The sequence below is a fragment of the Pseudomonas sp. YH-1 genome (assembly GCF_051990045.1).
GTDB lineage: Bacteria > Pseudomonadota > Gammaproteobacteria > Pseudomonadales > Pseudomonadaceae > Pseudomonas > Pseudomonas nicosulfuronedens.
The window spans coordinates 1,027,105-1,050,868 of record NZ_CP178184.1; the positions used below are offsets into that span (position 1 = coordinate 1,027,105).

At 66.0% G+C, this 23,764-nt stretch carries 22 protein-coding genes; 10 read left to right on the forward strand and 12 right to left on the reverse strand.

Annotation, left to right across the window (positions count from 1 at the left end; genetic code table 11):
• Positions 1-144 precede the first annotated feature (144 nt).
• Positions 145-1,083, reverse strand: coding sequence for a choline ABC transporter substrate-binding protein (locus tag ACKI1H_RS04615; protein WP_440467767.1), 939 nt, complete (start codon positions 1,081-1,083; stop codon positions 145-147).
• A 333-nt stretch (positions 1,084-1,416) separates the two neighbouring features.
• Here ACKI1H_RS04615 and ACKI1H_RS04620 point away from each other — a divergent pair, with 333 nt between their 5' ends.
• From ACKI1H_RS04620 to ACKI1H_RS04630, 3 genes are all read left to right on the forward strand, one after another.
• Positions 1,417-2,793, forward strand: a complete 1,377-nt coding sequence (locus ACKI1H_RS04620; RefSeq protein ID WP_440467768.1) for an L-serine ammonia-lyase — start codon at positions 1,417-1,419, stop codon at positions 2,791-2,793.
• A 385-nt stretch (positions 2,794-3,178) separates the two neighbouring features.
• Positions 3,179-4,285: a GlxA family transcriptional regulator gene (locus tag ACKI1H_RS04625; protein ID WP_024766695.1), complete on the forward strand. Its 1,107-nt coding sequence runs from the start codon at positions 3,179-3,181 to the stop codon at positions 4,283-4,285.
• A gap of 159 nt (positions 4,286-4,444) precedes the next feature.
• Positions 4,445-5,908 carry a hypothetical protein gene (locus tag ACKI1H_RS04630; protein WP_440467769.1) on the forward strand — a complete coding sequence of 488 codons (1,464 nt, stop codon included), beginning with the start codon at positions 4,445-4,447 and terminating at the stop codon, positions 5,906-5,908.
• 4 nt (positions 5,909-5,912) lie between these two features.
• On the opposite strand, the gene ACKI1H_RS04635 is transcribed toward ACKI1H_RS04630, so the two are convergent.
• From ACKI1H_RS04635 to ACKI1H_RS04665, 7 genes are all read right to left on the reverse strand, one after another.
• Positions 5,913-6,164 carry a hypothetical protein gene (locus ACKI1H_RS04635; protein ID WP_138523389.1) on the reverse strand — a complete coding sequence of 84 codons (252 nt, stop codon included), beginning with the start codon at positions 6,162-6,164 and terminating at the stop codon, positions 5,913-5,915.
• A 381-nt stretch (positions 6,165-6,545) separates the two neighbouring features.
• Positions 6,546-7,724: a gamma-butyrobetaine dioxygenase gene (locus ACKI1H_RS04640; protein ID WP_138523391.1), complete on the reverse strand. Its 1,179-nt coding sequence runs from the start codon at positions 7,722-7,724 to the stop codon at positions 6,546-6,548.
• Positions 7,725-7,737: 13 nt separating this feature from the next.
• Positions 7,738-8,667, reverse strand: coding sequence for an alpha/beta hydrolase fold domain-containing protein (locus tag ACKI1H_RS04645; protein ID WP_440467770.1), 930 nt, complete (start codon positions 8,665-8,667; stop codon positions 7,738-7,740).
• A 5-nt stretch (positions 8,668-8,672) separates the two neighbouring features.
• Complete coding sequence (locus ACKI1H_RS04650; RefSeq protein ID WP_138523395.1) at positions 8,673-9,146, reverse strand: thioesterase family protein; 474 nt, start codon at positions 9,144-9,146, stop codon at positions 8,673-8,675.
• Positions 9,147-9,228: 82 nt separating this feature from the next.
• On the reverse strand, positions 9,229-10,194 hold the full coding sequence (locus ACKI1H_RS04655; protein WP_440467771.1) for an L-carnitine dehydrogenase: 966 nt from the start codon (positions 10,192-10,194) through the stop codon (positions 9,229-9,231).
• A 142-nt stretch (positions 10,195-10,336) separates the two neighbouring features.
• The gene (locus ACKI1H_RS04660; protein WP_440467772.1) at positions 10,337-11,221 is read right to left on the reverse strand and encodes a 3-keto-5-aminohexanoate cleavage protein; all 885 of its coding nucleotides are present in this window, start codon (positions 11,219-11,221) and stop codon (positions 10,337-10,339) included.
• Between the two features lie 73 nt (positions 11,222-11,294).
• Positions 11,295-12,233 (reverse strand): choline ABC transporter substrate-binding protein, encoded by a 939-nt coding sequence (locus tag ACKI1H_RS04665; RefSeq protein ID WP_440467773.1) that lies wholly within the window; start codon positions 12,231-12,233, stop codon positions 11,295-11,297.
• Between the two features lie 222 nt (positions 12,234-12,455).
• Between ACKI1H_RS04665 and ACKI1H_RS04670 the strand changes: the two genes are divergently transcribed.
• A complete protein-coding gene (locus tag ACKI1H_RS04670) occupies positions 12,456-13,454 on the forward strand; it encodes a GlxA family transcriptional regulator (RefSeq protein ID WP_440467774.1) in 999 nt (332 codons plus the stop codon).
• 216 nt (positions 13,455-13,670) lie between these two features.
• Complete coding sequence (locus ACKI1H_RS04675) at positions 13,671-14,141, forward strand: nuclear transport factor 2 family protein (RefSeq protein ID WP_440467775.1); 471 nt, start codon at positions 13,671-13,673, stop codon at positions 14,139-14,141.
• A gap of 251 nt (positions 14,142-14,392) precedes the next feature.
• Here the strand turns inward: ACKI1H_RS04675 and ACKI1H_RS04680 are convergent, their stop codons facing one another.
• From ACKI1H_RS04680 to ACKI1H_RS04695, 4 genes are all read right to left on the reverse strand, one after another.
• Entirely contained in the window at positions 14,393-16,015 is a 1,623-nt protein-coding gene (locus ACKI1H_RS04680; RefSeq protein ID WP_440467776.1) for a GMC family oxidoreductase, read from the reverse strand.
• Between the two features lie 137 nt (positions 16,016-16,152).
• Positions 16,153-16,986 carry an ABC transporter ATP-binding protein gene (locus tag ACKI1H_RS04685; RefSeq protein WP_440467777.1) on the reverse strand — a complete coding sequence of 278 codons (834 nt, stop codon included), beginning with the start codon at positions 16,984-16,986 and terminating at the stop codon, positions 16,153-16,155.
• Positions 16,974-17,780, reverse strand: coding sequence for an ABC transporter permease (locus ACKI1H_RS04690; protein ID WP_024764976.1), 807 nt, complete (start codon positions 17,778-17,780; stop codon positions 16,974-16,976). Before ACKI1H_RS04690 ends, ACKI1H_RS04685 begins: the two co-directional genes overlap by 13 nt.
• Before the next feature lie 58 nt (positions 17,781-17,838).
• The gene (locus ACKI1H_RS04695) at positions 17,839-18,813 is read right to left on the reverse strand and encodes an ABC transporter substrate-binding protein (protein ID WP_138523411.1); all 975 of its coding nucleotides are present in this window, start codon (positions 18,811-18,813) and stop codon (positions 17,839-17,841) included.
• Here ACKI1H_RS04695 and ACKI1H_RS04700 point away from each other — a divergent pair.
• From ACKI1H_RS04700 to ACKI1H_RS04720, 5 genes are all read left to right on the forward strand, one after another.
• Positions 18,812-18,991, forward strand: a complete 180-nt coding sequence (locus ACKI1H_RS04700; protein ID WP_138523413.1) for a hypothetical protein — start codon at positions 18,812-18,814, stop codon at positions 18,989-18,991. The two genes, ACKI1H_RS04695 and ACKI1H_RS04700, sit on opposite strands and share 2 nt — an antisense overlap.
• 139 nt (positions 18,992-19,130) lie before the next feature.
• Positions 19,131-21,530: a carbohydrate-binding family V/XII gene (locus ACKI1H_RS04705; RefSeq protein ID WP_440467778.1), complete on the forward strand. Its 2,400-nt coding sequence runs from the start codon at positions 19,131-19,133 to the stop codon at positions 21,528-21,530.
• A gap of 79 nt (positions 21,531-21,609) precedes the next feature.
• Positions 21,610-22,584, forward strand: coding sequence for an AEC family transporter (locus tag ACKI1H_RS04710; protein WP_440467779.1), 975 nt, complete (start codon positions 21,610-21,612; stop codon positions 22,582-22,584).
• A gap of 70 nt (positions 22,585-22,654) precedes the next feature.
• Positions 22,655-22,789, forward strand: coding sequence for a DUF2388 domain-containing protein (locus tag ACKI1H_RS04715; protein WP_138523419.1), 135 nt, complete (start codon positions 22,655-22,657; stop codon positions 22,787-22,789).
• Positions 22,790-22,845: 56 nt separating this feature from the next.
• A complete protein-coding gene (locus ACKI1H_RS04720; protein WP_440467780.1) occupies positions 22,846-23,382 on the forward strand; it encodes a hypothetical protein in 537 nt (178 codons plus the stop codon).
• The last annotated feature ends 382 nt before the right edge of the window (positions 23,383-23,764 follow it).

Below are 23,764 nucleotides of genomic sequence, written 5' to 3' on the forward strand. Positions count from 1 at the left end.
TGTCATTTCGTAAACGATCATGGAGCAGGAAAATTTCGTCGCCTACCGGGTGGGTCGCATCCAGTGCAGGCGAAGTCGTATTCAGCACCAGCCATGTCGCATCCAGTGGAAAGGCCCGGTTCCAGCGACTTCCAGAGGCCCGGATCATTCCATGGCGGCGGTTTTCTGGCCCCCTGGCGCCACGCCCGATGTGCTGGGAGCGACACCCTGCAGCCAGCCGTCGAGCACCTGCGGGTTGGCCTTCAGCCAACTCTTGGCGGCCTGGCGGGGATTGCGTCGCTCGTTGAGCACCGCATCCATCAGCTGGTTCTCCATCGCCAGGTCGAATTTCAGGTTCTTCAGCAGCCGCGCGACATTCGGGCACTCCTGAAGATAGCCTGCTCTGACGTTGGTGAAGACCGTCGCACCGCCATAATTGGGACCGAAGTAGGAATCCCCTCCCTCCAGATAGTTCATTTGGATTCGGGTATTCATCGGATGCGGCTCCCAGCCCAGGAACACGATGGGTTGCTTCAAGGCCCCGGCTCGCTTGACGTAGGCCAGCATGTCCGCCTCGCTGGATTCCACCAGTTTGAAGTCGCCCAGGCCGAAGGCTTTTTCCTTGATCATCTTCTGGATCAGCTGGTTGCCGTCGTTGCCCGGCTCGATGCCGTAGAGGCGTCCACCCAGCTGTTCCTTGAATTTTGCGATATCGGCAAAAGTCTTCAGGCCCGCCTCATACGCGTAGCGCGGTACCGCGAGGGTGTACTTGGCGCCCTCGAGGTTGGCACCCACCGTTTCCACCTGGCCCTTGTCGGCGAAAGGCTTGATGTCGTTCGCCATGCTCGGCATCCAGTTGCCGAGGAACACATCGACCTTCTTCTCCGACATCGCCTTGTAGGTGTCCGGCACCGACAGCCGGACCACTTGCGTGCGGTAGCCCTGGTGACTGAGCACCAGGCGGGTCACCGCGGTGGTCACGGTGATGTCGGTCCAGCCGACATCGGCGAAGCGCACCACGGTGCAGGATTCAGGTTCGGCGGCGCGCACGGCGCCCGGTAGTACCACGGATAACGCCAACAGCGACGACACAAGACTCTTCATGAGACCAGCCTCTGACTGCGGAGAATGGGGGTGGATACGGGCGAACGTGGCCGTTCGTCGGTGGCGGATCATGGAACAGCGCAACCGCCTGCGCCTATCGACCGGTCGTGGTTCGCAGCGCTCGCGTCGTAAAGAGGCAAGCTTTCGTCGGCCCCGGAACAGGAGGCCTGGCGCCCTGCACCGACGGGATGCGCAGGCGGCGTTATTGGATACGGCTGCGTCGCCGATGGACGCAGCCGGCGCCGAACTTGAGTCGATGATGGCCGGGCATCGCGGGCACAGGGACGTGCCTATCCCCCTCCCCATGGACGTGCAGCTCGCCCGGAGTCCGGCATGGCAATCAGTGTGTTCGACCTGTTCAAGATCGGTATCGGCCCTTCCAGTTCGCACACGGTCGGCCCCATGCGCGCCGCCGCGCTGTTCGTCGGCGCCCTGCGCGAACGGCAGATGCTCGAACGTACACACCGCGTGGAAGTGCGCCTGTACGGCTCGCTGTCCGCCACCGGCGTCGGCCACGGCACTGACCGTGCCGTGATCATGGGCCTGATGGGCGAATGGCCGGACCGCATCGACCCGCGCCAGATCGAACCGCGCATGGCCGCGCTGCGTGAGTCCGGCGAACTGCTGCTGGCCGGCAGCCGTGCGATCCCCTTCGACTGGGTCCGCGACATGCGCCTGCTCGAGGAGAACCTGCCCTACCACCCCAACGCCATGCGCCTGACCGCCATCGAAGGCGACCACGTGCTGCACAGCGACACCTACTACTCCATCGGCGGCGGCTTCGTGGTCGACGAGGAACAGGCCGCCTCCGGCAGCCTCGATACCGACAGCACCGTGCTGCCCTACGACTTCGCCAGCGCCGCCGAACTGCTCATGCTCTGCCGCCGCCACAACCTGCGCGTGTCCGAGCTGATGTTGGCCAACGAGCGCATGTGGCGCAGCGAAACCGACATCCGCGAAGGCCTCAAGGTCATCTGGCAGGCCATGCGCGACTGCGTGAACAACGGCCTGAGCCAGGAAGGCATCCTCCCCGGCGGCCTCAACGTGCAACGCCGCGCCGCACGCCTGCACCGCAGCCTGCAGGACATCGGCAAGCCCAACGTCATCGGCTCGACCCTCTCCGCCATGGAATGGGTCAACCTCTTCGCCCTCGCGGTGAACGAGGAAAACGCCGCCGGCGGGCGCATGGTCACCGCGCCCACCAACGGCGCGGCCGGCATCATCCCGGCGGTGTTGCACTACTACATGCGCTTCAACCCCGATGCCAGCGACGACGACGTCACCCGCTACTTCCTGGCTGCCGCCGCCGTCGGCATCCTGTGCAAGAAGAACGCCTCTATCTCTGGCGCCGAGGTCGGCTGCCAGGGCGAAGTCGGCTCAGCCTGCGCGATGGCCGCCGCGGGCCTCGCCGAAGTGCTCGGTGCCTCCCCCGAACAGGTGGAGAACGCCGCGGAGATCGGCCTGGAGCACAACCTCGGGCTGACCTGCGACCCGGTCGGCGGTCTCGTCCAGGTGCCCTGCATCGAGCGCAACGCCATCGCCGCGGTGAAGGCCATCAACGCCGCGCAAATGGCCCTGCGCGGTGACGGCCAGCATTTCATCAGCCTCGACCAGGTGATCCGCACCATGCGCAACACCGGTGCCGACATGCACGACAAGTACAAGGAAACCTCGCGCGGCGGATTGGCCGTCAGCATCATCGAGTGCTGACCCGCAATCGACCACGCGCCTTTCGGCGCGCCCCCCGATGGCGCAAACGGAACACCCGTCCCGACGACACACAGGGCGTTACCGTTCCGGGCACAGCACCGCCAGTCGCGTGACCGGCGAGTGCTACCAAAAACCCCAGGCCACGATCCATGCGTATTTGCGACCTTCGAGGCGTCGCAATCCGGGCCTGCAAAAACGGCATTCCCATGCCGTTTTCTTTTTTAATTGAACGCCCATTCAACCTAGGCACGGCATTTGCCTTGCTATTGGGTAGCGAGCAATCAGAGGAATAGCCCCGGGCGATCCCGGAGCGAATTTCCCGACAGAAGAACAAGCATAAGAAACGCCTCCAGCGAGGCGACTGTGACTAGCGTGAGGTGACTGAATGAACGCGTTCAACCCCGGAGTTCCCCCGCAAAACCGAGCTCCGCAGTCCATCGGCTTCCTGCTGCTGGACAACTTCACCCTGATCTCCCTGGCCTCCGCGGTGGAACCGCTGCGCATGGCCAACCAGCTCTCCGGACGCGAACTCTACCGCTGGCACACCCTGAGCCTCGACGGCCGCCAGGTCTGGGCCAGCGACGGCTTGCAGATCACCCCTGACGCGGCCTGCGACAGCGCCCCGCAAATGGACACGCTGATCGTGGTCGGCGGCGTCGGTATCCAGCGCAGCGTCACCCGCGAACACACCACCTTCCTCCAGGCCCAGGCGCGCCTGGGTCGCAAGCTCGGCGCCGTGTGCACCGGCAGCTGGGCCCTGGCCCGCGCCGGCCTGCTCGACGGCTACGACTGCTCGGTGCACTGGGAATGCCTGGCCGCCATGCAGGAAGCCTTCCCCCGCGTCGCCATGAGCACCCGCCTGTTCTCCATCGACCGCAACCGCTTCACCTCCTCCGGCGGCACCGCGCCGATGGACATGATGCTGCACCTGATCGGCCGCGAGCACGGCCGCGAGCTGTCGGCGGCAATCTCCGAGATGTTCATCTACGAGCGCATCCGCAACGAGCAGGACCACCAGCGCGTGCCCCTCAAGCACATGCTCGGCACCAACCAGCCCAAGCTGCAGGAAATCGTCGCGCTGATGGAAGCCAACCTCGAGGAGCCCATCGACCTCGACGAACTGGCGGTCTACGTCAACGTCTCGCGCCGCCAGCTCGAGCGCCTGTTCCAGAAGTACCTGCACTGCTCGCCGTCGCGCTACTACCTGAAGCTGCGCCTGATCCGCGCGCGCCAGTTGCTCAAGCAGACGTCGATGTCGATCATCGAGGTCGCCTCGGTCTGCGGCTTCGTCTCCACGCCGCACTTCTCCAAGTGCTACCGCGAATACTTCGGCATCCCACCGCGCGACGAGCGCCAGGGCCAGCCCATCGGCCAGCCGGTCATGGTCATGCCTATCCCGCAGGACCTCGCCCTCATGCCCAACTCCTCGGCCATCTCGGCCCTCAGCCAGGCCCAGGGTGAATCCACCTTCGCCAGCGTACGGGTGCTCTGAGCCCGAGTTGCCGGGAAACGAAAAGGGAGGCCCGTGGCCTCCCTTTTTCATGCCTGTGACGCATGACTCCCCATCATTCAGATTCGTCTGAATCGCAAACCGTCCCGAATCCCGCAGTCTCCGAAGGGCTCGCCAGCATCCTTCGGAATCACGGGACACATGGACACCGCCCTCGACTACCTGGCCCAGCAAACGCGGGAGCTGTACCGCACGGCCATCGAACTGGACTACTCGCGCCTGACCGGCATCCAGTTGCTGCGCCAACTCGAACGCCTGCGCCCACAGATCTTCGACGTCAGCCGCCACCTCACCGAACTCTTCGGCGAGCACTCCAGTGCCCTTGAACAGGCGCGGGCGGACAAGGCGGAAAAGCTCATCCTTGCCCTCCACCGACGGCTGCTCAGCGGCTACTGGTACCTGTTGCGCACCCGCCGCGCCGAGCGCAAGACCGCTGCCCTGCTGATGCAACGCATGGTGCGCAGCCTGCAGGAAATCCACTGCAACTGCCTGCAGAACCATCACTCCGCCCCGCCAGGACTGTGGAGCCTGCTGCACCAGGTCTACGGGCGCGCCCTGAAGCTCGAAGTCCAGCACCTGCCCATCGATGACGGCGAAGCTTTCGAACCCCAGAGCCAGACCATTGCCGGCGGCTACCTGCACTGCCTGCTCATCGCCGGCTCCCGGCCGCTGGAGATTCCCGCGCAATACCTGCCGGCGCTGATCGAATCGACCCAGGTGTTCGCCTCCGTCGTGCATGTCCAACCGGAACGACCTGGAAGTCGCTGGCGACTGGAGCGAGAAGACGACCATCCGTTTCTTGATCCCGACGTCGCCGGCCGTGAGGGCGGGCTCGCCCTGGTGCTTGATGAACTGCGGGACATGCTCAAGCGCTTCACCGCCAGCAGCGAGGGTGGCGCAGCCTTCGACCTCAATGCCCACCTGCTTGCCTGCTGGAGTGAGGCGGAGCCCGACGCCGAGCCCTGGCAAATCTGCCTGGGCTTCCCGGCACTGCTTGCGCACCTTGGCATCACGGACGACACCCAACTCGACGCACGCCACTTCGAACGCCAGCAAGAAGCGAGCGATGTCTGGTCCCAGCACTCCGGCGGCCGTGGCGGGTTGGACGAAGTGGTCGCGCACTCGCAGGACATCGAATTCAGCCGCCCCGCACTCAAACCCAATCTTCCACCCGTCCTGCCACTGGTACAGCCTCGTACGACAGGCCAGCACTTCAGTGGACGCTGGGAAGACTCCCCCCCGCCTGCGGTCGGCGAACTGCTCGGCATCCGCCTTTCTCCCAGGAGTTCCTGGCAGCTGGCAAAAGTGGAAAGCCTCCACCTGCTCGGCGGCGATCACTATGAGTTGCGCGGTCGCTGGCTATCCTCGCAGCCGCGTCCCTGCCGCCTCAGCCTGCGCAGCAAGCTGCAGGAAAGTGCTCCCCGCCATGCCCTGCTGCTGCCCGAGGCGAACGAGCTACGCGTGCTTTGTCCGACCCTGCCGCTGGACGCGGGCCGAAAGGTCACGGTGGAAGACCAGGGCCGACGCTACCTGGCCCTGCTGGGCGACCCCATTGGCGACAGCTTCCCGCTCATCCCGCTGGAAGTAGCCGCCGACCTGCACTGAGCGATCACAAGGGCTTGGGCACCAACGCCGGCAGCAACTGCCGGGAGATCGCCTCGCGCACGGCGGGCAGCAGGGTCGCGTTTCCAGCGAGCATTTCCTCCACCAGGTGGCGCAGCGCCAGCGAACGCTCCGGCGTCAGGCCGCGCACAGCGTACTCGCAGGCCTGCTCGGCGGTGATGCCCGGCGGCACGGCGAAACCCAGCGCTTGCAGGCGTTCGCGGAAATCGTCCTGGTCGATCAGGTCGGCGTGCATCATCGCGGGTCTCCTTGGGAGCGGCAGGGGTCTGCATCGATTCTGGTAAGCCCCGAGGAGCGCGGCAAGCACCTGTCCGACAGAATGTCCGCGGCGGGCAAGCGCAGGTCGTTTTCGGCTAACCGAGACGGCGGCACGACGCGCAGACTGGATTCCATACCCCGCAACCGGCACCGGCGCCGGTTGCAGGGCCTCGCACACTGAGAGCCCGAATCGGCTCGATTTGTCCCCTGCCGCGCGTCGGGCGCCGCAGGGGATTTTTTTGTCCAGGTGAAAGCGAAAGGGTAGGAGCGAGCTTGCTCGCGAACAGGCTATCCGGCGACTCCATCGCTGGGCGGTTCGCGAGCAGCTCGCTCCTACAACGCCTGGCCCAGACCGGAAAGGTCAACGCCCGCGCTGCAACACCAGGATGCGCGACAGCAGTTCGTCGCGGTCGATGTAGCAACCCTGCAGGTGCCGTTCGCCGCTGGCCGGGTCGAACGCGGTGCGGGCGTGCAGGGTGCGGCGGTTGTCGAAGCACCACATCTGCCCGGCACGCAGCTTCTGTTGCAGGCGGAAGCGCGGATCGCGGGTCAGCGAGAGGAAGGCGCGCCACGCGTGGTACAGCGCCTCCATGCGCTCGGCCGGTGCGTCGAAGGGGCCGCGCAGGAAGTTGGCGATGCGGATTTCGCTGATCTCGCCCCGCGCGTCCAGCGCAATCACCGGCGCCAGGCAACGGTAGTCGCTGCGGCGGTCCTTGTTGCGGAATTCGATGGGCATCTCGCAGAGCGTGCGGAAGTCTTCCGGCGCTTCGTCGCGCAGCGCCTGGGCGATGGCAAAACCGTCGACGAACACGCTGTCGCCGCCGTCGGCGTTGTTCACCAGGCAGTGCAGGAATTGCAGGCCCGGTTGCAGCTCGCGGGTCGGCAGGTCGGTGTGCAGCGGCAGGTTGAAGGCGGTATAGGCGTTGCTGTCGGCGGCGGCGGCCTTGGACTTCACGTCGAACAACACGCCGAAGTTGGTCTCGCGGATGAAGGCGATGCGCTGGGCGATGCGGTGCAGCGAGCCGGGTGCGGTGGGCACGCCATCCACGCGACTGAGGCCGAGGTCGCGCAGCGCGAGCATCCACTCCAGCAGCGCCGAGTCGTCCTCCATCAGCTGGTCGTGCTGGAACACCGGCACTTCGAAGTCGCGGCGCCAGACGCGAGTGGTCTGATGTGCGGCCAGGCGTTCGGCGCGGGAGTCATCGTCATAGGCATGGGCACGCAGCCAGCCCGGGTCGAATTGGCTGCGGTGTCCATCGCTCCAGTGCACACACAGGTAGCCCAGTTCGATGGCGGCCCGCTCGGGGGCGAGGTCGGCGGGCACGTCGATGATCTCCAGCACCTGCTCACGGGTAACCGCGTAGACGCATTCGCCGCACGGGCAGTTGTCGCGCAGCCATTGGTGATGGAAGGGGCTGACCCGGCCGTCGTCCCAGACCAGGTCGAGGCGGTCTGCCTGCGGACGCAGCGAGGTCAGCGCGGCGGTCTGTGGATAAGTGCGCCAGTCGGCGATGGTGGGACGTTCCAGCGTCGTTTCCATGCTCTTCTCCTTGTCAGCTCAGGCTGCGGCGCAGGGCCGCGATCAAGGCGCCGCGCAGGGCATCCACTTCCGCCACGCGACGAGCGCGCAGGCAGCCATGGACGAGGCCGGCTCCGGGGAAGTAATCCACGGCCACGCCCGCTTCACGCAGGCGGTCGCGGTACAGCGCGCCGTCGTCGCGCAACGGGTCGAACTGGGCGACGGCGATGAAGGCCGGCGGCAGGCCGCCGAGGTCCTCGGCCAACAGTGGCAGCGCCAGCGGGTCACGCCAGTCGGCAGGGCGCGAAAGGTAAGCGGCGAGGTAGTCGTCGACGGCGGCGCTGGTCATCAGCGGCGCGTCGGCGCAGGTGGTGCGCGAGGGGGTGTCGAGGTTACCCAGCGCGGGGTAGATCAGCGCCTGGCTCAGTGGCAGTGCTTCACCACTGCCGCGCAGGGCCAGGCAAAGCGCGGCGGCGAGGTTGGCGCCGCCGCTGTCGCCGGCCACAGCGATGCGGGACTTGTCCACAGGCTCACCGAGGCCGTCCTGGTGAATGCGTCGCCAGGTGTCGAGGCAATCGTTGAGGGCGGCGGGATAAGGGTGCTCGGGCGCCAGCCGGTAGCTGATGGCGACCACCAGTGCGCCCAGCTCGGCAGCCAGGGGAATGCAGATCATGTCGTGGCTGCGGGCGCTGCCCAGCACCCAGCCGCCACCATGGATGTAGAACACCGTGGGCCAGCCTTTCGCCGGCGGCGCGCCTTCAGGCCCGTACAGACGCAGCTCGACCAGACCTTCGGGGCGAATGTCGCGGACCCGCAGGCCCGGCGGAACCGATGGCGCAAACGCCGCCGCCATGCGCTCGTAGTTTTCCCGCTGGGCATCGAGCGTCGGGCCAGCCAGTGGGTGAGCCTCCGTCTCGGCGACGAAGGCCTGCATCGCATCCGACAGCGGATAGCGCCGGTTCATGCCGCTCAGCCCGGCAGGCCGATGACGCGGCCAACGTAGTCTGGACGCGGCAGTGGACGATGGGCTTCGGCCAGCGCCAGCACGCGCTCGAGCACCACGCCTTCGAAGGGTGCCGAACGCGCACCACCCTCGAGATTCACGTGCAGCAGCATCTGCTCGCTGGCGGCCAGGGCGAGGTCTTCGCCGGCGCGGTGCAGGCTGTGGAAAACGTGCAGGCGCTTGCGGTCGTGGGCGATCAACTGGGTGCGCACTTCGACCTTCTCGCCCTCCTTCACCTCGTGCAGGTAGTTGAGATGCACTTCGAGGGTGAACAGGGAGTCGTGCGTCGCGGCGCGATGCTCAGCGTCGAGGCCCAGATGGTCCATCAGGGCGTCGGTGGCGTAGCTGAACAGCAGCAGGTAGAAGGCGTCGCGCAGGTGGCCGTTGTAGTCGGTCCACTCGGCGAGGATGGGGGTTTCGCAGGTTTTCAGGGCGTGCATGGTTTCGCGTCCGTGATGCCCTCACCCCAACCCTCTCCCAGGGGGAGAGGGGGTGGTTCGGAGCAGGTGGTGAACCGTGAGGTTAGTCGGCGAAGGCGAAGCCGTGTTTCGACTTGGTTTCCTTGATGGCGCCGAGCACTGCCAGCAGGCAATCGTCGCGGTAGCGCTCCAGCTCGGCGATGCTGCGGCTGCCCTGCTGTTCGCTGGTGCCTTCTACCACGCGGTCGATCAGGGTCTCGGTCAGTTCCGGGGCCGGCAGGTAGGTCCAGGGCAATTGCAGCGCCGGGCCGAACTGGGCCATGAAGTGACGCATCCCGGCGTTGCCGCCGGCCAGGGTGTAGGTGAGGAAGGTGCCCATGAAGGACCAGCGCAGGCCGGCGCCGAAGCGAATCGCATCGTCGATCTCGCCGGTGCTGGCGACGCCGTCGTTGACCAGGTGCAGCGCCTCGCGCCAGAGGGCTTCGAGCAGGCGGTCGGCGATGAAGCCGGGGACTTCCTTGCGCACGTGCAACGGCCGCATGCCGAGGGATTCGTAGACCCGGATCGCGGCCTGCACGGCTTCGGGCGCGGTCTTCGCACCGCCCACCACTTCCACCAGCGGCAGCAGGTACACCGGGTTGAACGGGTGTCCGACCACGCAGCGCTCGGGGTGCGTGGCGTCGGCGTAGAACTCGCTGGGCAGCAGGCCCGAGGTGCTGGAGCCGATCAGGGCGTTGGGCTTGGCGGCGGCGCTGATCTTGGCGTGCAGTTCGCATTTCAGATCCAGGCGCTCGGGGGCGCTTTCCTGGATGAAGTCGGCATCACGCACGCACTCCTCGATGGTGGCGACGAAGCGCAGGCGATCCTGCGCAGCGCCAGGGGCGAGGCCGGCCTTTTCCAGCGCCGGCCAGGCATTGGCGATGCGCGCGCGCAGCGCGGCTTCGGCGCCGGGTGCCGGGTCCCAGGCCACGACGTCGAGGCCATGGGCCAGGGCGCGGGCGACCCAGCCGCTGCCGATGACGCCGCTGCCGAGGGCGGCAAAGGTTTTGATTTGGGTAATGAAGGACATGGATGGCTCCAGCAGGAATGGGGGATTACCTGTAGGAGCGAGCTTGCTCGCGAACCCGCCCAGCTCTTGAGCGGCCGGTTGACTCTGTTCGCGAGCAAGCTCGCTCCTACGAAGGGCGTGGCGGTCAGTTCGTACGGTGAAATCAGCGCGGCTTGAGGTTCATCTTCCTGCGCCCCTCGGCCGGGGTCAGGGCACGGCCGCCCAGGCGCTCGATGATCTCGATGGCGCGTTCGACCAGTTGGCCGTTCGTGGCATGCACGCCGCGGTCGAGCCAGATGTTGTCTTCCAGGCCGACCCGCACGTTGCCGCCCAGCAGCATCGCCTGGGCGACCATGGGCATCTGCGAGCGGCCGATGCCGAAGCCGGCCCAGGTCAGGCCGTCGGGGATGTTGTCGGCCATGGCCTTCATGGTGGTGGTGTCCGCCGGGGCGCCCCACGGGATGCCCAGGCAGATCTGGATCAGGGGGTCTTCCAGCAGGCCTTCCTTGAGCATCTGTTTGGCAAACCAGAGGTGGCCGGTGTCGAAGATCTCCAGCTCGGCCTTCACACCCAGCTCGGTGATGCGCTTGGCGCCAGCGCGCAGCTGGGCGGGGGTGGAGACGTAGATGAAGTCGCCGTCGCCGAAGTTCAGGGTGCCGCAGTCCAGGGTGCAGATTTCCGGCAGCAGTTCCTCGACGTGCTTCAAGCGCTCCAGGGGGCCGACCAGGTCGGTGCCGGCACCGAACTCCAGGGGTTGCTCGCCCTGGCCGATCTGCAGGTCGCCGCCCATGCCGGCGGTGAGGTTGATGATGACGTCGGTGTCGCTCTCGCGGATGCGCTCGACCACTTCGCGGTAGAGGTTCACGTCGCGGCTGGGCTTGCCGGTCTGCGGGTCGCGGACGTGGCAGTGGGCGACGGTGGCGCCGGCCTTGGCAGCCTCGATGGCGGCGGCGGCGATTTCCTTGGGGGTGACGGGAATGGCCGGGTGCTTGCCGACGGTGTCGCCGGCGCCGGTCACCGCGCAGGTGACAATGACTTCGTAATTCACGGTGGCAGTCCTTCTTCGGGTCGAACGAACCCACTGCGCGCCGGGCGACGCGCAGGGAGTTGCTGGGAGAGGGTTACTTGAGCGAAGCCTGGACGGCGGCGAAGCCGTCCTTGCCATCAAAGGTGGTCACGCCGTCAAGCCAGGCCTTGAGCGGCTCGGGGTTCTGTTTCAGCCAGGCCTTGGCGGCGTCCACCGGCTGGCTGCGGTCGAGGATCGGCACCATCACCTGGCTGACCTGCTCGCTGCTGAACTTGAGGTTGTGCAGCAGCTTGGCGACGTTGCCGCACTGCGCCTGGTAGCCGCCGGCAGTCATGATGGAGACGGTGGCGGAGCCTTCGTCGGGGCCGAACACGTCGTCGCTGCCGGTGAGGTACTTCATGTCGATCTGCAGGTTCATCGGGTGCGGCTTCCAGCCGAAGAACACCACCCACTGCTTGCGCTTGATCGCGCGCTTGACCGCGGTGAGCATGCCGGCCTCGCTGGACTCGACGATCTGGAAGCCCTTCAGGCCGAACTTGTCGTCGGCGATCATCTTCGCGGTGATGCGGTTGGAGCCGCTGCCGGGCTCGATCAGGTAGATCTTGTTGCCCAGCTTGTCCTTGAACTTGGCGATGTCGGCGAAGGTCTTCAGACCGCCGTCGTAGACGTAGGTCGGCACGGCGTAGGTGGACTGCGCGTCGGGCAGGGTCGGCGGGGTGATGACGTCGATCTGCTGCTTGTCGAGGTAGGGTTTGGCCACCGGCTGCATGGTGGGCTGCCAGTAGCCGAGGAAGACGTCGAGCTGCTTGTCGGCCATGCCGGCGAGGATGATCTGCTGCGAGGCGCTGGTCTGCTTGACCTTGTAGCCCAGGCCGTCGAGCACGGCTTCGGCCACGGCGCTGCTGGCCACGACGTCGGTCCAGTTCACCGTGCCCATGCGCACGTTCTGGCACTGGGCGGGCTCGGCGGCCCAGCTGGTACTGGCGACGAGCATCAGCGCGGCACAGCCGAGCGCTTGGATCGATAGCTTCATGACTTCTCCCTCAAGGCCTTTGCGGCGTTGGTTATCGTTTTTGTAGGTCATGGCCCTCACGGGGGCTGAAGAACAAATTACCCAGGCGGCGCCCCGGAGAATCGCACAGCGGCGACCAGCTCTTGCACAGCAGCGACCTCCCCGATTGCCAGGGCGACATCCATGGTTCATAAGCAAGGGCAGGCTGCCACGACGCCGCCCTCCCATCGCACGGTACTCGCCATGTCCCAAGACTTCTGGTTCCTGCTGTTGCCCGGTTTTTCCGTGATGGGCTTCGTCTCCGCGGTGGAGCCGCTGCGGGTAGCCAACCGCTTTCGCAGCGAGCTGTACCGCTGGCACCTGATGAGCCTGGACGGCGGGCCGGTGCTGGCCAGCAACGGCATGTCAATGAACGCCGACAGCGGCCTGGAGGCCTTGCGCGAAGGCGACACGCTGCTCGTGGTGGCCGGCTTCGAACCGCTGCGCGCCTGCACCCCGGCACTGCTGCACTGGCTCAAGCGCCTGGACCGCGACGGCGTGACCCTGGGCGGCATCGACACCGGCAGCTTCGTGCTGGCCGAGGCCGGCCTGCTGCAGCGCCAGCGCTGCACAGTGCACTGGGAGGCGCTGGACGCCTTCCGGGAGACTTATCCACAGGTGCAGGCGACCCAGGAACTGTTCGAGATCGACGGACCGCGCATCACCTCCGCCGGCGGCACCGCATCCATCGACCTGATGCTCGACCTGATCGCCCAGGCCCACGGGCCGGAACTGGCGGTGCAGGTATCGGAGCAATTCGTGGTCGGGCGCATCCGCACCCGCCAGGATCACCAGCGCCTGCAGGTCGCCAGTCGCTATGGCGTTTCCAACCGCAAGCTGGTGCAGGTGATCGGCGAAATGGAGCGGCATACCGAGCCGCCGCTAACCACGCTGGAGCTGGCCGAGCGCATCCAGGTGACCCGGCGCCAGCTCGAACGGCTGTTCCGCCTGCACCTGAACGACACGCCATCGAACTTCTACCTGGGCCTGCGCCTGGACAAGGCCCGGCAACTGCTGCGTCAGACCGACATGAGCGTGCTGGAGATCGGCGTGGCCTGCGGCTTCGAGACGCCCTCGTATCTGTCACGCAGCTATCGGGCGAAGTTCGGCGTATGTCCGAGCCAGGATCGGGTGGGGTTGCGCAAGGTGGCGGGCAATTCTGGAGCTGTGGCCAAGAGCCCCTTTCCCCAGCCCTCTCCCTGAAGGGAGAGGGAGTAGTCCCAGCCGGCTGACACCCAGGTTTCATCCTGCACCGAACGGTCCCCTCTCCCTTCAGGGGGAGGGATCGGCGTAACACCGGCAGCAGGAGCGTTCTCAGGAGCACTTGGCAATATCTGTGGGATCACCGTCATTTACCCATCCGCCGGCCGGGTGGAGGATGGGCATCAGGTTCCTCACCCGCTAATCCAGGAGACCACCATGAGCGAAGCCCGCCCCCCTCTGCCGCCCTTCACCCGCGACACCGCCATTCAGAAAGTCCGTCTCGCCGAGGACGGCTGGAACAGCCGCGATCCCCACCGCGTCTCGCTGGCCTATACGCCGGAGAGCCGCTGGCGCAACCGCGCGACCTTCGTCCAGGGCCGCGAGCAGATCGTGCAGTTCCTCACCGCCAAGTGGGTGCGCGAGCAGGAATACCGACTGATCAAGGAGCTCTGGGCTTTCACCGACAACCGCATCGCCGTGCGCTTCGCCTATGAATGGCACGACGACTCGGGCAACTGGTTCCGCTCCTACGGCAACGAGAACTGGGCGTTCGACGAGAACGGCCTGATGTTCGAGCGCCACGCCAGCATCAACGACCTGCCGATCAGCGCGGACGAGCGCCTGTTCCATTGGCCGCAGGGGCGCCGGCCGGACGATCATCCGTCGCTCAGCGACCTGGGCCTGTAGGGGCAGATATCCACAGGAGTACGCCTGTGGCACACCGTAGGATGGCGTGGAGCTTGCGATACCCATCGATTGCCGGTTGGGCCGTTGATGGGTATCGCAAGCTCCACCCATCCTACGAATGAGTTTCCCGGTGGCTGTGGGAGCGAGATTGCTCCTACGAAGAGCCGTAGGACGCATAACGCGCCAGCGTTATCCGCCGCAAAGAGCCGGCGGATAACCTGTTCCAGGTTATTCGCCCTACGACTTCGCTATCAGGCTGGCACGGCGTGGGCGGGAGCCGCTGCATGCTCGCGGCTGTCCTCCAGGATCATCGCCGCCGCGCGCTCGCCGAGCATGATGCAGGGCGCGTTGGTGTTGCCGCTGATCAGTGTCGGCATGATCGACGCGTCCACTACGCGCAGGCCCTTCAGGCCGTGCACGCGCAGGCGCAGGTCGACCACTGCCATCGCATCCTCACCCATCTTGCAGGTACCCACCGGGTGGAACACGGTGGAGGCGTATTCGCGCAGGTGCTCCAGCAGTTGCTCATCGGTCTGTACCTGCGGGCCGGGGAGCATCTCGGCACCACGGATACTGTCGAATTCCGGCTGGGCAAGGATCTTGCGCGCCAGCTTGACGCCCTCCACCAGCACGCGGCCATCCTCCTCGTTGGCGAGGAAGTTGTAGTCGATCTCGATGTCGCCACCCGGCTTCACACGCAGTTCGCCGATGCTTTTCGGACGCAGTACGCACGTGTGCACGGCATAGCCATGGCCCCACTCGAACAGGCGGCCACGGTGGCTGCGATAGCCGGGCACGAAGTGGAACTGCACGTCGGCCAGCGAATCGGCCAACGGCGTACGCGCGAATCCACCGGCCTCGACGTAGTTGGTGGTCAGCCAGCCCTTCTTCGCCAGCAGGTACTTGAACGGCGAGAGCAGGATCTGCGGCAGCGAGCCGAGGGAGAAGCCCAGGCTCAGCGGGCTCGGCGAGCGCACGGTGACCAAGCCATCGAGATGGTCCTGGAGGTTCTTGCCCACGCCCGGCAGGTCGTGTTTCACCGGGATGCCGGCGGCCTTCAGCTCGGCAGCCGGGCCGATGCCGGAAGCCAGCAGGATCTGCGGCGAGCCGAGGGCGCCGGCGGTGAGGATCACCTCGCGGCGCGCCAGCAGGCGTTCGCCGCTGCGCAGTTCGAGGCCGGTGATGCGCTCGCCTTCGAGCAGCAGGTGGCCGACCTGGCGGTCGGTCAGTACGGTGAGGTTGGGGCGCTGCAACGGCGCGACGAAGGCGCGGTAGCTGCTCAGGCGCTTGGCATCCTTCTGGGTCACGTTGTAGATGCCCACGCCCTCGAATTCGCGGCCGTTGAAGTCATCGTTGCGGCGCAGGCCCAAGTGGGCGGCAGCCTTGATGAACAGGTGCGACAGCGGGTTGGGGTCGCGCGGCTTGTCCACCACCAGCTCACCGAGGGTGCCGTGCAGCGCCGGGTCCTGGCCGAGCAGGTTGCGTTCGGATTTCTTGAAGAACGGCAGCACGTCCTTCCAGCCCCAACCGGGGCAGCCTTCGGCCTCCCAACGGTCGTAGTCGGAGGCGTGGCCGCGGATGTAGATCATGCTGTTCATCGAGCTGGAGCCGCCCAGGGCCTTGCCACGCGGGCAATGCAGCGAGCGGTTGTTCAGGCGCTGCTGCGGCGCGGAGTAGAAGTTCCAGCTGAACACCTTGCTCTTGTACAGCGTGATGGTGCCGGCCGGGGTCTGCACGCGCGGGCTGGCGTCGCTGCCACCGGCTTCCAGCAGGCAGACGCGCACGGCCGGGTCGGCGCTCAGGCGGTTGGCCAGTACGCAGCCGGCAGAACCGGCGCCGACAATGAGATAGTCGTAGGTGGAGTCGTTGGACATGGGGTTTCCTTTGGTCCTTGCGTGAATGGCAGAACCCCTCACCCCAACCCTCTCCCGATGGGAAAGGGGGCCGAACGGTGCTGCAGCGAATCACCGCATCGGCCGGCGCCCTGCAGGAGGCGCCAACCGGCGGCAGGTCAGTGCGCTTCTTCCAGGTCGTCGTGGAGCAGCCCGAGGATTTCGCGCTTCATCTCGATGAACTGGCGGTCCATGACCATGTCCAGCGAGCGCGGGCGCTCGATGGGCACGTCGAGGATGCGTTTGATGCAGCCCGGCCGCGCGCCCATGACGTAGACGCGGTCGCCCAGCAGGATGGCCTCGTCGATGTCGTGGGTGACGAACACCACGGTCTTCTTGCTGTGGTCCCACACGCGCAGCAGCAATTGCTGCATCTGCATGCGGGTCTGGCTGTCGAGGGCGCCGAAGGGCTCGTCCATCAGCAGGATCTGCGGGTCGTTGGCCAGCGCGCGAGCGATCGCCACGCGCTGCATCATTCCGCCGGAGAGCTGCTTGGGATAGTTGTTCTCGAAGCGGCGCAGGCCGACTTCGTCGAGGTAGTAATCGACGATCTCGCGGCGCTCGGCCGCCGGCATGCCGCGGCGCTTGAGGCCGAATTCGACGTTCTGCCGCACGGTGAGCCAGGGGAACAGGGTGTAGCTCTGGAACACCATGCCGCGATCGGCGCCGGGGCCGTCGACCAGCTGGCCGCCGACGTAGATGTCGCCTTCGGTGGGTTCGGCCAGGCCGGCGGTGAGGTAGAGCAGGCTCGACTTGCCGCAGCCGGAGGGGCCGACGATGACGGCAAACTGCTGGTCCGGCACCTCGAAGGAGACGTTCTCCAGCGCGCTGAAGGTGCCGCCCTCAGGCGTGCGGTAGCGCAGGCTGACGTTCTCCACCCGCAGGCGGGGCGGAGTACCGGGTTGCTGACCGGTCACGGCTGGTTCTTCCTGCTTGATCGCTACTGCGCCCATGACGCCACCTTCAGTCGGATGAATCGGAACAGTTGGTCGGTGATCAGGCCCAGCAGGCCGATGATGGCGATCGCCAGGAAGATCACGTCGACCTGGAAGCCGCGCATGGCCTTGAGGCTGATGTAGCCCAGGCCGCTGGAGGCGGCTACCAGCTCGGCAACCACCAGGTAGGTCCAGGCCCAGCCCATGGTCACGCGCAGGGTGTCGAGTACGCCGGGCAGCGAGGCCGGGCCGAGTACGTGGAGGACCACGTCGCGGCGGTTGCAACCCAGGGTGTAGGACGCGTTGACCAGGTCCTTGGCGACGCCGCGGGAGACGTCGGCGATCATCACCAGTTGCTGGAAGAACACGCCGAAGATGATCACGGTGACGCGCTGTTCCAGGCCGATACCGATCCACAGGATGAACAGCGGTACAAAGGAGGTCACCGGCAGGTAGCGGATGAAGTTCACCAGCGGTTCGAGGAAGGCCTGGACGATGCGGAAGCTGCCCATCAGCAGCCCCAGCGGCACCGCCACCAGCGAGGAGATGATGAAGCCGATCATCACCACCTTGACGCTGGCCATCACGTGGGTGGCGAGGGTGCCGTCACTGGCCAGGCGCACGCCGGCCGCGAGCACCGCGTCCGGGGTGGGCAGGAACATCGCCGGCACCACACCGCCGTAGGAAAGCCCGGCCCACAGGCCGAACACGAGCAGCCAGCACAAGGTGCCGGCGGACCAGACCAGTTTCAACGGCAGGTCGACCTTGGGCGTCAGGCAACGGCTGAGCCAGGATTGCGAACGACGAGGCATCGCGGATTCCTCCAGGCGAGCGGCGCCAGGCCGCCCGCGGGGACATAGAGTGAGACGGTTACTCGGAAACGAAGCGCGGATCGACCAGGTCGTCGTAGCTGACTTCCAGGCGCTTGCCCTGCAGGCCGCTCCAGGTCTCGTTGGCGAGACGGATCAGACCCTTGATGTCGCCGGGCTTTCCGGGGGTACCGATGAGCTGCTCGCTCATGGCCTTGTCGTAGAAGCGAACGCCCTTGGCGGCTTCGGCCAGGGCCTTGGGATCGGAGAGGTAGCCGCCGACGCCCTTGGCCATGATCGCGTAGGCCTCGTCCGGGTGCTCCTTGGTGTACTGCACGGCCTTGTACAGGCCTTTCACCAGGGCCTTCACGTCCTCGGGCTGCTTCTCGATGACGTCACAGTTGAGGGCGACCACGTCGACGATCACGCCGGGGGTAGTGGAGCTGTCCACCAGCACCTTGCCCTGCTGTTTTTCGCGTACCAGGGAGAGGTGCGGCTCCCAGGTCACGGCGGCGGGTACACGGCCGGCAATGAAGGCGCTGGCCGCGTCATCGGCGGTCATGTTCTGCACCTTGATGTCGCTCATGTTCATGCCAGCGTGCTTGAGCAGGTAGGCCAGCCAGAACTGCGAGACGGAGCCTTCGTTCACCGCCACCTCCTGGCCCTTGAGCTGCGCCAGGCTGGTGACGTCCTTGCCTACCAGCACGCCGTCGCCGCCATGGCTGTCGTCCAGCGCAGCCACCGCCTTGAAGCAGAACTTGGGCCGGTACTTGAGGATTTCGTCGATGGTGGAAGCGGAGCCGGAGAGCTGGCCGGAAGCCTGGGCTGCCATGTACATCGAGGCTTCCTCGATGGTGGTCAGCTGCAGGTCCAGGCCCTGTTCCTTGAAGTAGCCCAGGTCACGGGCGAGGTAGAGGGTGCCGTAGCCGACCCAGGTGGTGTGGCCGATGGACAGGGTGCCGGCCTGCGCGCCGGAAACGGCGGCGAGAGCCAGGGCAGAACACGCGATGGAACGCACGAGCAAGGACTTGATCATGAAGCACTCCCACAGCCGTTTGGCTTTGTTGTTGATTTACTGCGGCAGTGGCCAGGAGGCCGGTAAAACCGGGACATGCGCGGCATCGAGCTCTATGGCTCAGCGCCTGAAGGCTTTGTCTCGCGACATGTCTGACAGACCGATGGTGGCCGAAGCGGGAGGCTCGGAAAATTATTAAATATGTCGTTGCGCCATAAGAAAAAGCTGCCTTGCGGGCGAAAGTGCACCAGCATGGCGCAAGAGAGAACTCGAACACGCGCGAGGCCCTTCCGGCTGCACTATCGTTGATCGCAGCTCTCTTCCAGGAAGGTCCCATCATGGCTCTACGCCCCACCCTGTCTGCCCTGGCACTCGCCATCGGGCTGTCGCTGCTACCGACTTACCCACAGGCCGCCGACGTCCAACCGCCCGCCACCGCCGCCCAATTGACCTGGCCCCGTGATTTCGCCCTGGGTGAACAGCATGTGCAGATCTTCCAGCCGCAGATCGAGGACTGGGACGGCACTCGCATGAGCGGCCGTGCGGCCATCGCCGTCGGCGCCGCGAAGGACGCTCCCACCTATGGCGTGGCGCAGTTCTCCGCTGCGGCGGCCATCGACAAGGCCAGTGGCCTGGTGCAGCTCACCGACCTACGCATCGACAAGGTCGAAGTTCCCACCTCCCCGGACAGCGCCGGCAAGGTGCGCGATGCCCTGGTGGCGCGCTTGCCCAAGGATGGCCTGACGGTCTCCCTCGACCAGTTGCAGGCCAGCTACGCGGTGAACCAGCAGTTGGACAAGCTGCGCCACGTCGAAGTGAAGAACGATGCGCCACAGATCCTCTTCGCCAGCACCCCAACCGTGCTGGTGATGATCGATGGCCAACCACAGTGGCAAGCCCTGACGGGCAGCGACTTCGAGCGGGTTATCAACAGCCGTGTGCTGCTCCTGCGCGACGCCCAGGGCAATCACTACCTGAACGCCGCCGGCAACTGGTACACGTCCCAGGCGCTGGACGGCAGCTGGCTGGTGCTGAGCCAGCCGCCGAAGGCACTGGTCAGCGCGCAGCAACTGGCGCAGAAAGCCGGGCCGGTGGACGCGCTGCTGCCCAAGGATGGCAAGCAGCCGGCGAAGGCGCCGGCGGTGCTGGTCGCGACACAGCCCACCGAGCTCATCGTCAGCGACGGTACCGCGCAGATGCAGCCCGTGGACGGCGTCAGCCTGCTGACGATGCAGAACGCCGATCACGCGGTGTTCGTCGACCCGACCCACAACACCTGGTACGTACTGGTGTCCGGCCGCTGGTTCAGCGGCCCCGGCGAGAAAGGCCCATGGACCTACGTGCCGGGCAAGGACCTGCCCGCCGACTTCGCGAAGATCTCGGCCAAGGACCCGAAGGCCAACGTACTGGTTTCGGTCCCCGGCACACCGCAAGCCAAGGAGGCCGCCATTGCCGCGAGCATCCCGCAGACCGCCAGCGTCTCGCGCAGCAAGACGACGCTGAAGGTGAACTACGACGGCGCACCGAGCTTCCAACCCATTTCCGGCACTGCCCTCAACTACGCGGTGAACACGCCGACACCCGTGATCGAGGTCGCGGCCAATCAGTTCTTCGCCGTGAGCAACGGCGTCTGGTTCGTCGCCCCCAGCGCCAACGGCCCCTGGCAGGTAGCGACCGAAGTACCGGCGGCGATCTACGGCATCCCGCCCAGCTCGCCGGTCTACTACGTGACCTACGTGCACATCTACTCGGTCACCCCGCAAACCATCGTGGTCGGCTACACGCCGGGCTACCTGGGTGTGGTGGTCAACAGCGACGGCACAGTGGTCTACGGCACCGGCTACACCTATCCCGCCTACGTCAGCAGCACCGTTTACTATGGTTATCCACCGACCTACGGCTACGGAGCGGGCTTTGCGGTGGGCGCGCTGACCGGTTTCGCCTTCGGCTATGCCGCCGGAGCCTGGTGGGGCTCGCCGGAACCCTACTGGGGTCCGTACTGGGGCCCTTACCCGGCCGGAGGCTGGAGCTACACCAACATCAACCAGGCCAACTTCTACGGGCGCTGGGGTCAGGGCACCGTCACCCACGCCTATGGCTACAACGGCTGGACCGGCACGCAATGGCAAGGCAGCTCCGCCGCCGGCTACAACCCGCGCACCGGCGCCCGGTTCGCCGGCAGCCAGGGAGCGGCGTTCAACCCCTATACCGACCAGGGAGTGGCCGGTCGGCGTGGCGCCTACGCCAATCCGTCCACCGGCATGTCTGGAGCTGGGCGCAGCGGCGTGGCGTACAACACGGACAGCGGTGACTTCAAGGCCGGCCAGCAAGGCATCCAGCACAACGCCCAGACCGGTCGCACCACCATCGCCGAGCGCGGTGTCTCCGGCGACGTGGATGATGGTCGCGGCAGCTACGACCACAACAACCAGGGTGTCAGCTACAACCGCCGCACCGGGAACGCCGTGGCCTGGAAGAACGGCGACGTCTACGCCGGACACGACGGCAACGTCTACCAGCACACCCAGGATGGGGGTTGGCAGCAGCACACTGACAATGGCTGGCAACCGGTGCAGCAGGACCGCAGCGAAATGCGCAGCCAACTCGACCAGCAGTGGCAATCGCGCCAGACAGGTCAGCAGCGCTTCGGCGAGACCCAGCGCCAGTGGGGTGGCGGCGGCTTCGGCGGCGGTCATTTCGGCGGTGGTCACTTCGGCGGAGGCGGCTTCCGCCGCTGACGCTGTGGACAAGGTTTTCCACAGCGCTGGTCGTTGTGGAAAACCGCTGCAAGTCGGGCAATAAACTTATCCACACGCCTTGCCCTTCCCCGCACGCGCTCGGCAAGATGCCCGCTCCCACCACCATCGCGGGGTTGCCGTGACCGCTCTGTTCCAGGCCCTCTGGCCGTTGTTCGCGCTGATCGTCGGCGGCTTCGTGCTGCGCCGCAAAGGCTTTCCCGGTGACGCCTTCTGGCCGGCGGCAGAGCGACTCAACTACTTCATCCTGTTCCCCGCTCTGCTCGCCAGCAGCTTGGCCAGCGCCCCGCTGAACGACCCCGGCCTGGCCCGCCAGGCGCTGGCGGTGATGCTGGGCCTGGGCATCGCCTGGATCGCCCTGTTGCTCGTCAAGCGCCTGCGAGGCTGGAACGCCGCGCGCTTCGGCGCCATCGCCCAGGGCGTACTGCGCTTCAACACCTACCTCGGACTCGCCGCGGTCGGTAGCCTTTACGGCAAGCCGGGGCTGACCTTGGCCGCGCTAATGCTGGCACTGATGGTACCGACGGTGAACGTGATGTCGGTATGGGCACTGACCGCCGAGCGCGGCATCAGCCTGCGCTCGCTGCTGCTGCCCATCGTGAAGAATCCGCTGATCCTTGCCTGCGTGGCCGGCGCCCTGCTCAACGTGACGGGTATCGGCCTGCCGGGCGGCACGGACCGGCTGTTCAACCTGCTGGCCGTGGCCAGCCTGCCACTGGGCCTGCTCTGCGTGGGCGCGGCACTGCAGCCACAGGAATTGCGTGCGGAAGTGTCGGCGCTGGGCTGGAACTGTGCGGTCCGCCTGCTGGCCATGCCGCTATTGGCCTTCGCCATCGCCCGCCTGCTGGCCCTGCCGGCGCTGGAAAGCGCGCTGCTGGTGCTGTTCTTCGCTTTACCCACAGCTCCGACCGCCTATGTGTTGACCCGCCAACTGGGCGGCGAGAGCGGGCTGATGGCCGGGATCATCACCCTGCAGACGCTGCTGGCCGGCGCCAGCCTGCTGCTGGTGATGGGCCTCATCCAGATGCTCGGGTGATCGTCCGCATAACCACCGTCCGGTCCTTGAATACCGGCAATGCACTCAGGACTGTCACCGCCTTTCTCAGATGACTGATGCCACGGGCAGCGCGGCCAGCAATGGCGAGATCAATGGCCCCTGCCTGGAAGCGGCGCTCAGGCAATCACGCCAGCAGTCCCCCATCGCCAATACAGTGATCCACAATGGGTACAGGCGATCCTGATGTGGTCGATCAACTGACCCGACGCCAGCGTTTTTCTCCCACGACGAGGCAACACCGTGCGTAGATGGCTGATCCTGCTGGCTCTGGTCGCTCCTCTGTCGTGGGCCGCGAGCGTGACGAAGGAATTTATCTTTGCCGGTAGCGACTACTTCCATCGCTGGTCCCAGGAGGATCAGCATGAATTCACGCCACAAGGCCAGGAGGACCTGGCGAAGTGGCAGGACATGGTCACCCTGCACCGCTATGAGGCGGCCAGGAACGCCGAGCAGATGGCGGCAGTGGCCAACGCTGTACTGGACAACTACCAGCAGCGTGGCGCGATCATCCTCAAGGTCGACGCCAGCCCCGCCCGGGGCAGCCAGCCCGCGGTCTACTTCATTGCGGCCGTGTTCCCGCAACCGAGCTTCATCGAAGCAGTGTTCACCCGCCTCAAGCTGGAGAACGGCACGGGTACGGGGGTGATCTACTCCCACAGGCTCTACGGCAAGGCAACTGGCGACAGCATGAGCGCCTGGCTCAAGGTCAACGCCACCGCGAGGGAGAACGACCTGATGGACTGGCAGCCGCCAGCCAAGGCTTTCCAGCGTCGCTGAGCCCGGGTCCCCCCGGTGTCGCATCGATGGGTATCGCTGCGCTCCACACCATCCTGCAATGCACCCCCGCTGCCAGCCCGGCGATGATCGGAAGACGGTTATTCACACCGCTGGCCTGGGCTTCACGACTTACCCACATGACCCTGTCATCCGTTCGCGAGCAAGCTTGCTTCTACAGCAAAGTCCCGTCGATCAGCGGAAATCCTGCCGAAAGCCTGCTGAAAGCTTGACCCCCTAGCATCGCCGCCTCGGTCCTCCCGGCCGGACCTGCGTTCGCGCAGCGTACAAAAACAACAATCGGTGATCGCTCATGCCCCGCTTCCTGTCTCTACCCGCCCCGACTCCGTCCGCACCACGCGTGCTTATCCACAGCCGCTGCTGA